Origin of the sequence: Streptomyces sp. 2323.1, from assembly GCF_900221035.1 — a bacterium.
Taxonomy (GTDB): Bacteria; Actinomycetota; Actinomycetes; order Streptomycetales; family Streptomycetaceae; genus Streptomyces; species Streptomyces sioyaensis.
Genome location: NZ_LT907981.1, coordinates 574,161 through 586,979, shown reverse-complemented (window position 1 = coordinate 586,979; position 12,819 = coordinate 574,161). Strand labels below are relative to the sequence as shown.

12 protein-coding genes are annotated in these 12,819 nt (G+C 73.2%); 4 read left to right on the top strand and 8 right to left on the bottom strand.

Annotated elements, in window-relative coordinates:
• Window positions 1-44: 44 nt before the first annotated feature.
• Entirely contained in the window at window positions 45-533 is a 489-nt protein-coding gene (locus CPH93_RS02015) for an EF-hand domain-containing protein (protein ID WP_093487775.1), read from the bottom strand.
• Window positions 534-838: 305 nt separating this feature from the next.
• Between CPH93_RS02015 and CPH93_RS02010 the strand changes: the two genes are divergently transcribed.
• Both CPH93_RS02010 and CPH93_RS02005 read left to right on the top strand, forming a co-directional pair.
• A complete protein-coding gene (locus CPH93_RS02010) occupies window positions 839-1,267 on the top strand; it encodes a hypothetical protein (RefSeq protein ID WP_096211740.1) in 429 nt (142 codons plus the stop codon).
• Window positions 1,268-1,458: 191 nt separating this feature from the next.
• Window positions 1,459-2,190 carry a L,D-transpeptidase family protein gene (locus tag CPH93_RS02005; RefSeq protein ID WP_093487779.1) on the top strand — a complete coding sequence of 244 codons (732 nt, stop codon included), beginning with the start codon at window positions 1,459-1,461 and terminating at the stop codon, window positions 2,188-2,190.
• Window positions 2,191-2,291: 101 nt separating this feature from the next.
• On the opposite strand, the gene CPH93_RS02000 is transcribed toward CPH93_RS02005, so the two are convergent.
• A complete protein-coding gene (locus CPH93_RS02000; RefSeq protein WP_096211739.1) occupies window positions 2,292-2,678 on the bottom strand; it encodes a thiol-disulfide oxidoreductase DCC family protein in 387 nt (128 codons plus the stop codon).
• A gap of 131 nt (window positions 2,679-2,809) precedes the next feature.
• A complete protein-coding gene (locus tag CPH93_RS01995) occupies window positions 2,810-3,313 on the bottom strand; it encodes a hypothetical protein (RefSeq protein WP_093487783.1) in 504 nt (167 codons plus the stop codon).
• Between the two features lie 223 nt (window positions 3,314-3,536).
• Between CPH93_RS01995 and CPH93_RS01990 the strand changes: the two genes are divergently transcribed.
• Window positions 3,537-4,358, top strand: coding sequence for an SDR family oxidoreductase (locus CPH93_RS01990; protein ID WP_096211738.1), 822 nt, complete (start codon window positions 3,537-3,539; stop codon window positions 4,356-4,358).
• Window positions 4,359-4,398: 40 nt separating this feature from the next.
• Complete coding sequence (locus CPH93_RS01985; protein WP_096211737.1) at window positions 4,399-4,902, top strand: metallophosphoesterase family protein; 504 nt, start codon at window positions 4,399-4,401, stop codon at window positions 4,900-4,902.
• Between the two features lie 68 nt (window positions 4,903-4,970).
• Here the strand turns inward: CPH93_RS01985 and CPH93_RS01980 are convergent, their stop codons facing one another.
• The 5 genes from CPH93_RS01980 to CPH93_RS01960 form a co-directional block, all read right to left on the bottom strand.
• Window positions 4,971-5,480, bottom strand: a complete 510-nt coding sequence (locus CPH93_RS01980) for a mycothiol transferase (RefSeq protein WP_093487789.1) — start codon at window positions 5,478-5,480, stop codon at window positions 4,971-4,973.
• Window positions 5,481-5,871: 391 nt separating this feature from the next.
• Entirely contained in the window at window positions 5,872-7,107 is a 1,236-nt protein-coding gene (locus CPH93_RS01975) for a cytochrome P450 (protein WP_096211736.1), read from the bottom strand.
• Window positions 7,104-7,829: a TetR/AcrR family transcriptional regulator gene (locus tag CPH93_RS01970; protein ID WP_096211735.1), complete on the bottom strand. Its 726-nt coding sequence runs from the start codon at window positions 7,827-7,829 to the stop codon at window positions 7,104-7,106. Before CPH93_RS01970 ends, CPH93_RS01975 begins: the two co-directional genes overlap by 4 nt.
• Before the next feature lie 228 nt (window positions 7,830-8,057).
• Window positions 8,058-10,913 (bottom strand): condensation domain-containing protein, encoded by a 2,856-nt coding sequence (locus tag CPH93_RS01965; protein ID WP_096211734.1) that lies wholly within the window; start codon window positions 10,911-10,913, stop codon window positions 8,058-8,060.
• The gene (locus CPH93_RS01960) at window positions 10,903-12,819 is read right to left on the bottom strand and encodes a non-ribosomal peptide synthetase (RefSeq protein WP_096211733.1); all 1,917 of its coding nucleotides are present in this window, start codon (window positions 12,817-12,819) and stop codon (window positions 10,903-10,905) included. The genes CPH93_RS01965 and CPH93_RS01960 overlap by 11 nt, the downstream gene beginning before the upstream one ends.

Sequence of the window (12,819 nt, the reverse complement as noted above, 5' to 3'; positions counted from 1 at the left end):
GCTCTCCCGACGGGGCGGCCGTGGGCCGGCGCCGCCGTCGACGGCTACTCGCTGACGGCGGCCTGCCAGGCCTCGACCATCAGCCGGCCCTCGCCTTCGCGGTCCAGTGCCGTGAACGCCGCGTCCGCCTGGGTGGCCGAGTACCCCGCCGCCCGGTGCAGCGCCGCGAAGTCCTCCCGGCTGACCACGCCGTCCCCGTCGGTGTCGGCCAGCGCGATGGTCGCGGCGATCGACGGGCCCACGACGGAGCCGATGGCTCCCGACATGCCGGCGCGGGAGAACGCCTTGATGAACTGCTCCTGGCTCAGGCGTCCCGTACGGTCCACGTCGGCCAGGTCGGCGAGCTGCTCGAAGGTGTGGCGCATCCCCGCCTGCAGCGCCTGCGCCTTGGCCGAGTCCGCCGGCTCACCCACAGCGTCCGCCAGCACGCGGGCCCGCTCGGTGAAGTCCTGGGCGGTCAGATAGCCGTCGCCGTCGGTGTCGTACGTGGCGAAGCGCTGCTCGTACTCCGCGCGCAGGGCCTTGGGGATCATGGGCATTCCTTCCGGACGAGGTGCTCCTGGCGGAGCCTGAGCGGCGGCTCTTCGCGGGCGCCACGAAGAGCCGCCATGAGCACAGTAAGTGGCCGACTTCTTGCGGAGGGTCACCGGTGGGCGTGTCCGGCGTGGCTCCCGGGGGCCGGAGTCGGCCAATGCTGTCCGAATATCTATTCGGTTCGGCCGTGGGAGATCACGTATGATCCCGAGTCAAAACGAATATCTGTCGCAGTCGCCCGCACAGAGGGATATTTCTCCGTCGTCTCGGACCAGGGTGGCTGCGCAGGGGGGAAGGAAACACGATGAAGTCATCCCGTCTCCGGCGTCGTCTCGCCGGTGCCGCGGCCGTTACCGCTCTGGTCGGCGCCGGTGTGCTCGCCTCGGCGCCGGCCGCGTCCGCCAAGGCCAACCTCCTGGCGATCAACAAGGTCGCCCTGCATGCGCCGGGCCTGCAGGTGAAGGTCACCTACTCCTGCGACCTCGGCATGAACCATCAGCTGGTCGCCAACGTGGTCAACACCTCGACCGACCGTCGTAACGACTCGGAAGCCGCCGGGACGATCAAGAAAGACAAGCTCATCTGCGACTACGCCGATCACACGGTGCAGGTGAACCTCAAGGTGCAGGTCGGTTCGTACTTCAACAAGGGCGACAAGGTGAAGGCCACCGTCTTCTACTTCGACGAGGACGGGTTCAGCTACGCGCACGATGAGGCCGCCGCGGTGCTCTGAGTGAGCCGGCCCCCGGCGGACGGGACGCCCTCCCGTCCGCCGGGGGTACCACCTCCTGGAGCCCGGCCGCCGCCCGGATCGGGGTCGAAGATGGGGCGCGTACCCGCCGGCAGGAGGGCAGGGGGGCACAGCAGATATTTCGGGTCGGTCACGCCTGCAACCGACGGGTCGGGCAAACAGTCCTACGGGGCATGAAAAGACGACTGAACCTGCGTATGCGGCGGTCCGCTGCCGGTCGCCGGGTGGGCGCCGCGCTCGCCTTCACGGCGCTGACCGTTCCGCTGACGGTGGCCTTCGGCTCCACGGCCCAGGCCGCCACCGCGTCCTCATGCACCGCGGCCCGCGGGCCCTACCAGAAGCAGGCCGAGAAGTTCCTCGGGCTTCCGGTGGACGGCCGGCAGTCGGCCGCCGACTGCCGGGCGATCCGTGCCTTCCAGACCAGCCACGGCATCACCCCGAACATCGGCTACGCGGGCCCCGTCACCTGGGGGGTGATGAGCCTGGTCGCGCAGCAGAAGGCGGCCGGGAACAACCCGAACAAGGCACACAAGTGCCCCACCAACAAGGGGCGGATAGCCTGCGTCGACCTGACGCGTCAGCTCAGCTGGGTCCAGGACGGCTCGAAGCTGGTGTACGGGCCGGTGCCGGTCCGCAGTGGGCGCGACGGTTACGAGACCCGCACCGGCGCCAAGAAGATCTACTGGCGCAACCTGCACCACTATTCGACGATCTATCACGTGGCCATGCCCTACAGCCAGTTCTTCGACGGCGGCCAGGCATTCCACTCCATCAGCGGCAGCGTCTGGTCGGCACCCGGCTCGCACGGCTGCGTCAATATGCGCACCGGCGACGCCAAGAAGTACTGGTCGCTGCTGAAGAACGGTGACGACGTCTACGTCTACGGCCGTAAGCCCGGCACCTGATCCGACCCTGCACCGGGGAGCGCCCGATGGCGGACAGCCACCGGGCGCCGTGCCCTCCGCACACCCGACCCGTCCCGTACGGCCGTGTCCTGCTCGGCCCGCTAGCGGGAGGCGCGGGAGGAGGGCAGCGCACAGGCCGCCGTGCCGCCCGGCAGCCGATGACGGTTGCGGGCGATCAGCCGGTACAGGCCGTGGGCCATCCAGCGCACCGGCGGGAGCGTGAGCAGCGCTCCCACTAGCGGCCACCCGCCGGGCGCGCTCAGCAGCAGCTTCGCGACGGCCTGGGCGCCACCGTGCACCGCTCCGGACGGCGTCACCCACAACACCTCGCGCTCCGCGCGCCCGGGCGTGACGCCCAGCCGTGCGAGATCGGCGAGCTGCCAGGGCGTGGCGGTACAGCGCGGACGCAGCCATCGTTCCGCGAACCGGACCGCGGACGTGCAAAAGGCACAGTCGCCGTCATAGACAAGTACGGGTTGCCGCTGCATTTACCGTCCCCCTCGACCCCTCGCGCGGTCCGTAGCGATGTGCACTGCCGACGACCATGGTATTCGCTGCGTTGCGCGAGGAATCGTGCGCGGCGTCGATGCGCGTGGCCGCCGCCGCGGGGGACAGCTGGTCAGTCGGCCAGCAGGTTGTACAGCGCCATCGGCGTCACATAGCCCGGCCAGCGGCCGTCGGCGAAGAGATGCACGCCGGCGTCCTCGTAGCACTGGTCGACGAGCTGGGAGCAGATCATGTGCCGGGTGCTGGCGACATAGCGGCGCAGCCCGGGCAGGGGCAGACGGAAGCGATGCGCGGCGATCGCCAGATAGTCGAGGAAGCTGTACGGCACCCCGGTGTAGCGGGTGGCCGCGGCGCAGATCGCGGCGCGCTGACGCTCGGTGAGCCGCTCCGGGCACACATAGCGCACGTCGGCACCGTCGTAGGTGTCGAGCGGCACGATGCGGGCCCCGCCCGGTTCGGCCTCCAGCAGCTGGTCGTCGGGCAGGACGAGGAAGGCGTGTTCGTAGTCGGCGAAGCCGTCTCCGTTGATCCATTGTCCGAAGCGGATCAACCGGCCTGTGATGCCGGATATTTGGGTGAGTCCGATGTCGCCGGGCAGGGGGTGGGTGTGCCTCATGAGCAGCTCCCGGGAGCCAAAGGGGGGTTCCCGGAGGTAATACCCAATGGACCGTCAGGCGGACCGTGAAGCGCAGAGGCGCGGCCGAATTCCGGCCGCGCCGGGAACCGCGGGCAGATGGCGGACGGGGAGGGACATCGGACTCCCGGCGGGGTACTGGTCACCGGACCGGGATGCGGCCCGCCGGGGGTCGGCGGGAACGAGCAGGAGGAGCGAGCGCACGATGGGCACCGGACAGAGCAAGCACACCCCGGCCGCGCGCCGGAACGCCTCCGCGCCGGCCGGCGGCGACGGCCAACGGCCGCTGTCGGGCACCGTGGCGCTGGTGACCGGCGCCTCCAGCGGCATCGGTGCGGCCACCGCACGGGCGCTCGCCCGGGAAGGCTGCTCCGTCGCCCTGGTCGCCCGCCGCACCGAGCGGCTGGAGGAACTCACCCGGTCCCTCGGGGAGCAGGGCAGTACGTCCCTGGCCCTGACCGCCGACCTCCGCGACGCGGCGCAGCCGGCCGAGGCGGTCGAGCAGGCCGTGGCGCACTTCGGGCGGCTGGACATCGTGGTGAACAACGCGGGCTTCGGCGTGCGCGGCCCGGTGGCGGAGAGCGATCCCGAGGACTGGGACCGGATGATCGACCTCAACGTCAGGGCGGTGCTGCGGATGTCCCGTGCCGCGCTCCCGCATCTGCTGCACGCGGCGAGTGCTGGGCCACGCGGCGTGGCCGACCTGGTGAACGTCAGCTCGGTCGCGGGCCGGGTGCCCCGCAAGGACAACAGCGTCTACTCGGCCACCAAGCACGCGGTGTGCTCGTTCAGCGAGGCGCTGCGCCGGGAGGTGGCCGGCCGTCAGGTCCGGGTCGGGCTGGTCGAGCCGGGCATGACCCGGACGGAGATGACGCGCGGCGGTCAGGCCGCCTCGGCGCACGGACTGCCGCCGGAGCGCTGGCTGCGGGCCGAGGACATCGCCCGCTCCCTGGCCTTCATGGTCACCCAGCCGGCGCATGTGGCCATCAATGAGATCATGGTGCGGCCGACCGCCCAGGAACACTGACCGCTCTGCCGTCTCCACGAGCCCTGCCGAGGAGAGTCCCGTGCGCCTGCTGATCGTCTCCGACACTCATCTCCCGACCCGCGCCAAGACGCTGCCGGCGCAGCTGCTCGACGAAGTGCCGCGCGCGGATGTCGTCGTGCATGCCGGTGACTGGGTCGACACCGCGACCCTGGACCTGCTGGCGGAGCGCGCCGCCCGGCTGATCGGGGTGTACGGCAACAACGACGGCCCGGAACTGCGCTCCCGGCTGCCCGAGGTGGCATACGCCGAACTGGCCGGAGTACAGCTGGGCGTGGTGCATGAGACGGGCCCGGCGCAGGGGCGGGAGCGCCGGTGCGCCGAACGGTTCCCAGGCCTCGACGTCCTGGTCTTCGGCCACAGTCACATCCCCTGGGACACCATGGCCGGCGACCGGCTGCGCCTGCTGAACCCGGGCTCGCCGACCGACCGCCGCCGGCAGCCGTACTGCACCTACATGACCGCGGAGATCGACGCGAGCCGGCTCACCGCGGTGGAGCTGCACCGGCTGCCGCACCGCACTTGAGAAGTGCCCGCCCGGGGCGTGACGTGTGCCCGGCCCGTGACGCCCGGCCCGTGCCGCCCCCCGGATCCTCAGCGGCCGAGCAGACCGCGGACGTAGGCGGCCTGGCCGGCGTGCTGCAGATCGTCGGCGATCACGCTGATCAGACGGACTCCCAGGGTGACGGGCGGGGTCCAGGCGCGGTCCACGACCCGCTTCATGTCCTTGTCGTCGATCCCGGCGAGGTACTGCACCGTGTTGTCGTGCACCGCTCCGTGATAGTCCGTCAACAATTCCCCGCTCAGGTCCCGTACGGCGGCCACGTCCTTGGTGGAGTGGGCGAAGCCGGTGTCGTCGGCGGCGAAGGGGAGCCCGAAGCGGTCGTACCAGCCGTCCGAGGTCCAGATCTGCTCGGTGCCGGCCACACCGGCGACGTGGTCGTCCTGGATCCTGGTGAGGTGCCAGACCAGCCAGCCGATGGAGTTGGCGTCGTCCTCGGGGCGGGTGCTGAGTTCGTCGGGGTCGAGCCCGGTGACCACGTCTTCGACGACCTCCCGGATCCGGCCGAAGGCATCGACGAGCAGGTCCGTGCTGGCGTTCATACAGGGCTCCTTTGCGGCGACGGAGGTCTGCGCGCGGACGGTCCGCGGCTGCCGGTACCGGTCGACCGGTCCGTCGCGCTCCGGCGGCGGTCGCACACCCGGCGGGTCCCGGCCCCGGCAGCTCGCCCATGGTCGCAAGCCGAGCGGAGGAATCGGCGGGGGCAGGCCGACGGGCGGCATTTTCCCCGGTGCACCGAACTCGTTCGGCCGGGGGTCGCCGCAACCGGTGTGCTGCCGCCGTGCGCCGTTCCTGCTAGGAAACGACAGCGGGCGGCCGCACCAGCAAGTAGCGGTGCAGGAGCGGTCCGAGGAGGGTGATGACGGTGGCCAGCCCCGCCGCGACGACCAGGTCGGGGTGCGGCATCCCCGCGCGTCAGTCGGGAGAAGCGCGTCAGCCGAGCGAGAGCGGAAGTCGGCTCAGCCCTCGCAGCGTGATGTGGTCCTTCCACTCGGGCTCGCCGGCCAGCCGCAGCTGGGGGGCGCGCGCCAGCAGTATTCGCAGGGCGATCTGTGTTTCGAGGCGGGCGAGCGGAGCGCCGAGACAGAAGTGGATGCCCTGGCCGAAGGCGAGGTGCCGCAGGGGCGTGCGGCCGATGTCCAGCCGCTCGGGGTGCTCGTACGCCGCGGGGTCGCGGTTCGCCGCACCGATCAGCAGCAGAAGTGTGCTGCCCGCGGGGACCGGGACCCCGGCGACCTCGGCATCCTGCAGGGCGAAGCGGACGGTGAGCTGGACGGGCGAGTCATAGCGCAGCAGCTCCTCGACCGCGTTGTCGGTCAGGGCCGGGTCACTGCGCAGCCGCGCCAACTGGTCGGGGTGGCGCAGCAGGGCGAGGGTGCCGTTGCCGATGAGGTTGACGGTGGTTTCATGACCGGCGATCAGTAGCAGGGTGCAGGTGGCCAGCAGCTCGTTCTCGGTCAGCACGTCGCCGTCGTCGTGCACGGTGACCAGGGCCGAGAGCAGGTCGTCGCCGGGTGCGCGGCGGCGCTCGACGACGAGTTCGCGCAGATAGTCGGTGAACTCGCGCCGGGCCTGCGCTTCCTGCTCGGCGGCACCGGGCGGCAGCAGGAAGTCCGGGACGAGAGCGCGCGCGACGGCATGTGACCAGGTCAGCATCCGGTGACGGTCGGCCGTGGGCACGCCGAGCAGTTCGCTGATCACCGCCACCGGCAGGGGAGTGGCCAGGCCCTCGATGAGGTCGACCGGTCCCGGCGTGCGCTCCATGGCCGTGAACAGCTCTTCGGTGAGCTCTTCGATCCGTGGTGCGAGACGCTCGACCCGTCGCCGGGTGAAGGCCTGGGAGACCAGGGCCCGCATCCGGGTGTGGTCGGGTGGGTTCAGGCCCAGGAAGCCGCGTACGGGACGGCCGTCGTCATCGACCAGCACTTCCAGGGACGGGCGGCGGCCGGCGAACCGGGGATCGTCGGCCTCCGGGTGCCCGAACCGCCCGTCGCGCAGGACCGCGGCGCAGTCCTCGTACCGGGTGAGGACCATCAGCCGATCGTCGAGTCCCGCGAGCGGCGACTGCGCCCGCCAGCGGGAGTAGAGGGGGTAGGGGTCGGCCTGGTTCCGCGGGTCGAGCAGGTCCTGCAGTGACGGCAGGGCGGCCGTGGTGTCGACGTGGGTCATCGGTTCTCCTCGGGCCGGTCGGCGGCTGCGGGGGTGTCCGTGGCCGCGGGGTCGTCCGTGGTGTCGGGGCCCTGGGCGCCGGTGGTGGTGCTGTTCGCCGCGATACCGGCGAACAGCCACTGCATCGCCTGGCCCAGCAGCTCGTCCGGCACGCTCGCCGGGTCGATCCGCCGCTGGCGCAGCAGCCCCTGGAAGAGCGCCATCGCGATCGTGGCCACCGCATCGGCGGGCACGGCCGCGGGCGCCCCGATGTGCTCCAGCGCCTTGCCCATGAGGCTTTCCAGCTCGGCCCGGGGACCGCGCAGCTCCTCGGCCAGCGTCTCCATGAGCGGCGGGTTGCGCACCGCGTAGAGCCAGAATTCGGCCTGGAGGGGAGCGAAGTCGGGGTCCTTGTCGGCGGCGTTCGCCAGCAGCCGGCCGAGCGCGGGCACCGGATCATCGCCGGCCTGTGCGTCGGCCACGATCCGGGTCGCCCGGGACACCTGCTCGCTCGCGCGCTCCTTGAGCAGCTCCACGAACAGCCGCTCCTTACTGCCGAAGTTCGAGTACACCGCGCCGATGGAGAACCCCGCCGCCTCGGCGATCTCCTCGACGGAGGCCCCGGCGAATCCCTTACGGGCATACGTCCGCGCCGCCGCGTCGAGCAGCAGCCGCCGGGTGCGGGCCTTGGTCTCCGCTCTCGTCGGGCGGCGCTTCGGGGTGTGGTCGGCATCCGGGCTCATGTCTTCCACACTAGAGATAGTGACAGCTATGTCAATAGTGAGCGCTATGTGAAGTGCCGGCTACCACGGGCTCTCGTGGTGTCGCCGCAGGCCATGCGGCCGGTGGTGCTCGCGGATCCGTCCGGTGCGGGAGGCCGCGGATACGGCAACGCCGCGGGTGACAGCACGGCTGTCACCCGCGGCGCGGTGCGGCGGCACGGCCCGGCGGACCGGTGCCGTCGTGGCGGCTCAGTCCTCCTCGGGGCCGACCATGGCGGCCAGTACGGCACGCCAGTCCTCGCCCGGCTGCGCGACCAGGGACGGGGCCAGCCGCCCGGAGTGGTAGTGCCAGCGGTGGTCCAGATCCGGGTGGACCTCGTCGGTGTCACGGATCTCGCTGTCGCTGCCGAGCAGTGCGGTCAGTTCGGTGGCGAGGTCCCGCCAGGCGAGATGTCCGCTGACGGCGTTGGCGACACCGTGCACGGGGGCGTCCAGGCAGGAGACCACGGCCCGGGCCAGCGCCGCGGCGTGCACCCAGGCCGCGCCGTACCAGGCGTGGCCGCCGGTGCCCGGCCGCGGCAGGGCGATCGGCCGGCCCTCCCGCGCGGCTTGGTAGAGCAGACCGGTGGCGCCCCAGCGCAACTGGTCCCGCAGCCGCTGGTGCGCTCCCCACACCAGAGGGGAGCGGACGGCGCTCGCCCCGCCCCGGCCCTCGGCCCCGGCGGCGCGCAGCAGCAGCCGCTCGCAGTCGGCCTTCGCCTGGCCGTACCCGCTGAGCGGCCCGCGCGGGGCGGACTCCTCCGCCACCCACTCGCCCTCGGGGTGCCCATAGGCGTCCACGCTGCTGACGAAGACGAACGGGCCGCGCGACCAGGCGTCGATCATCGCCGCCATCGCCGTCACATCGACCTCGGGCCGGGTGAAGGTGCAGGCTGCGTGGATGACCGCATCGGCGCTGTCGACGGCCTTGCGCAGACCGTCCAGGTCGGTGAGGTCGCCCTCGATGACGTCCACGCCCTGCGCGGCGACCAGGTGCGCGGACTCGGGACGGGCCAGCGCCAGCACCGGGCGTCCCTGGGCGGCCAGTTCGCGCAGTACGAACGCGCCGACCCCGCCGGTGCCACCGGTGACCAGGACCGTGCCCTCGCGGGCGCGCCGCGGGCGGGAGGGGGCGGCCGTGGGCGCGGCGGCACGCTCCGCCTCGCGCGCGTCCAGCAGGGCGGTGACCGCCCGCGGGGTGCGGGCCTGCAGGATGTCCAGGCCGGTCAGCGGCAACTTCAGCGCCTGGCGCAGCCGTTCGGCGAGCTGCACGGCGATCAGCGAGTGGCCGCCGAGCAGGAAGAAGTCGTCGTCCGGCCCGGGCGCCTGGCCCAGCAGCGCGGCGAAGCCCTCGGTCACGGCCTCGGCGCGCTCGCCTTCCGGTGCGGGGGCCGACGGCATGCCCGGCAGCCGGGACACCTCGACCGTGCCGGCGGCCGTACGCGGCATGGCGTCCAGAAGGGTCACCGCGGCGGGCACCAACTCCCGGGCCAGCGACGCGCGCAGATGGGAGTGCAGCACGGCCGGTGCGGGGCCGCCGATCTCCCGCAGCACGGCATACGCCAGCAGCGGGCCGCCCGCTGGTTCGACCACGACGGCCTCGGCCACCTCGGGGTGCGCCCGCAGCAGCGCCTCGGCCGGATGCCCGCCGGCCTCGCCACGGCGTGCCGGCGGCTCACCGGGCAGGCGGGACAGCCGCAGGCCCGGGTCGGCGGCGACCGCGGTGAGCAGGGCGGCGTAGTGCCCGCCGAGAGCGGCCGCGGCCTCCTCGTCCAGCGCGGTCCGGCTGTACTGGACGAGGCCGGCCGGTTCGGCGCCGTCGACCAGGCCGAAGGACAGGTCGAACTTGGCCTCCGCGGCGCTGACCTCGATGTACTCGCCCTCGGTGCCCGGCAGTTGCAGGGTGGTGGGCGCACCCAGGACATCCGCGGTCACCCGGACCAGCGGGGTCCCGTCGGCGTCCCGGGCGGTGGCGCCGAGCCGTTCCAGGATGAGGTCGAAGGGCACCTCGCGGCCCTGCTGGGCGTCGAGCAGCGCGTCCCGTACGCGTGCCACGAGCGCGGTGAAGGACGGGTCGCCGGCGGTGTTCACCCGCACCGGGAGGGTGTTGACGCAGAGCCCGACCAGGCCGCGCATGTCCGCGCCCTGCCGGTGGGTGCCGGCCACGCCGATCACCAGGTCGTCCCGGCCGGTGAAGCGGTGCAGGGCCGCGAAGGCCCCGGCGAGCGCCACGGTGAACAGGGTGGCCCGGTGTTCCTGGCCGAGGGCGCGCAGGGCGGCCGGCACCTGCGGCGCGAGCGGGACGGTGCGGGTGCCGGCCGGCCGGGCGCCGGTGTCGGCGGGCGGCTGCGCGGGGCGCGGCAGCGGCAGGGGGGAGGCGCCGTCGAGGCGCTCGGCCCAGTGGCTCAACCCCTGTGCCAGCCGGTCGGTGGCCGCCTGCTCGCGCCGCGCGAAGTCCGCGTACTGCGGGGGCGGCGACGGCAGAGCGGCGGCCGAGCCCTCGGTAGCGGCCGTGTAGAGCAGGCTCAGTTCCCCGGCCACCGTCTCCAACGACGGGCCGTCGATGGCGATGTGATGGAACGTCAGCAAGGCGGTGTGGTCCTGCGGCCCGTGCCGCAGGACCAGGGCGCGCGGCATCGGGCCGGCGGCGAGGTCGAACGGGCGGTGGGCCTCCTCGGCCAGCAGCGCGGGGGCGCCCTCCTCGTCCGTCTCCACGACGCGCAGCGCGAGCACCTCCGGTGCCGGCAGCACCTCCTGGTACGGCTCGCCGTCCTGCTGCCCGTAGCGGGTCCGCAGGATCTCGTGACGGCGTACCAGCGAGGTCAGCGCGGCGGCCAGCGCGTCCAGGTCGAGCGGGCCGCGCAGCCGGGTGGCGAAGGGCACGCTGTACGAGCCGCTGTCCCGGCCGAGCCGGTCCATCAGCCACATCCGGCGCTGGGCATGGGAGAGCGGCGTCGGACCCCGGTGGACGGCCTCGTCGGCGGGAGCGGGGCGGGCGGTGCGGGAGCGAGCCCGGCGCAGCAGCTCCTCCTGGAGCGCCGCAGCGGTGGGGGAATCAGTGGCCATCGGTGTCCTCCGGGGCGCCGGGGTGCAGATCGCTGTGGGCGGCCAGCAGCGCGCGCTCGACCAGCGCGGCATGCCCCGCCACCGTCGGGGCGGCGAAGAAGTCGGCGAGCGTCAGCTCCACGCCGAGGTCCTCGCGGAGGTCGTCGGTGACGGCCAGCGCGAGCAGGGAATGACCGCCCAGCGCGAGGAAGTCGGCGTCCGCGCGGGCGACCTCACGGCCCAGCGACCGGCTCCAGATCTCGGCGACGGCCTGCTCCAGCGGACTCAGCGGCCCGGCCGGGGCCTCGGCCCCGCCGTCGGTGACGAGATCCGTCAGCGCGCGGCGGTCGACCTTGCCGGAGGCGGTGAGCGGCAGCGCCTCGACGAGCTGGATGTCGTCGGGGACCAGATGGGCCGGCAGGACGGCGGTGAGCGCCTCGCGCAGGGCGCCGGGGCGCGGCACCGGACCGGGCGCGGCCACCACGAACGCGGCCAGCCGGGCGTCGTCGGGCGAGGGGTGGTGCACGGTGACGGCCGCGTCCGCCACCTCGGGGCGCTCCCGCAGGGCGTGTTCGATCTCGCCCGGCTCGATCCGGAAGCCGCGGACCTTCACCTGGTCGTCGGTGCGCCCGTGGAAGTCGAGGGTGCCGTCCGGCCGCAGCGAGACGAGGTCGCCGGTGCGGTAGCAACGTCCCCACTCGGGCAGGTCGCGGAAGCGCTCGGCGGTCAGTTCCGGCTGCCCGGTGTAGCCCTGGGCCAGCCGGCTGCCGCCGATCCACAGCTCCCCGCGGGCACCGTCCGCGACCGGCCGCCCGGCCTCGTCGAGCACATGCACCCTCGCCCCGGCGATCGGCCGGCCGATGGGAATCTGGCCGTGGCAGTCGGCGTCGGTGACGCGGTGCGCCGTGGTGAACGTCGCCGCCTCCGTCGGGCCGTAGCCGTTGACCAGTTCCAGCCAGGGGAAGGCCCGCAGCACCTCGCCGGCGTGGTGCGCGGACAGCGCCTCGCCGCCCACGATCACCGACCGCAGCAGCGAGAAGATCCGGGAGCGCCGGCCGGCCAGCTGGTGGAACAGCGCGGTGGTGAAGAACGCAACGGTGACGCCATGGCGCTCCACGTGCCGCGCCAGGTCCTCCAGCGACGGCCGTTCGGTGGTGCACACCACCACGGCGGCGCCGTTGGCCAGCGCGCCCCACACCTCGAAGGTCGAGGCGTCGAAGGTCATCGGCGAGTGGAAGAGCACCCGGTCGCGGGCGGTGAGGGTGAGGTACGCCGGATCCAGGACCAGCTCGGCGATCGCGCGGTGCGGAACGGCCACGCCCTTGGGGCGGCCGGTGGAGCCCGAGGTGAACATGGTGAACGCCGTGGCGTCCGGGCCGAGTTCGGCCGCAGCGAGGGCGTCGCCGCCGAGCAGCGGTTCACCGGGCAGCACCAGGGTGGCACCGGCGGGCGCCGCGGACTCCAGGAGCTTGCGGTCACCGACGGTCAGGGTGGCACCCGCGTCGGCGGTCAGCGCCTCCGAACGGGCCCGCGGATGGGCCGGATCGAGCGGAACGCACCCGGCGCCCGCCCACCACAGCGCGAGCTGGGCGACCACGGTGCGGGCGGAGCGGGGCAGCAGCAGCGCCACGGTGTCACCGGGGCGCACGCCGTGCTCGTGCAGATGGGCGGCGAGCGCCCGGGCCGACGCGACCAGCTGCGCATAGGTCAGCGTGGTGTCGCCGTCCGCCACGGCCAGGGCGTGCGGGGTCCGTTCGGCGTGCCAGGCCACCAGGGCCGCCAGTCCGGCCGCGGGCGCGGGCCGGCCGGCCGCCGGGACGTGCCCGGTGCGGTCACCGGACGGGGTGCGCTCGTGCGGCAGGGTGCCTTCGGTGAGCACGGGGCCCTCCTTCGGGGCGTCGGGGGAGTACGGGGTGCGGGCGGTCAT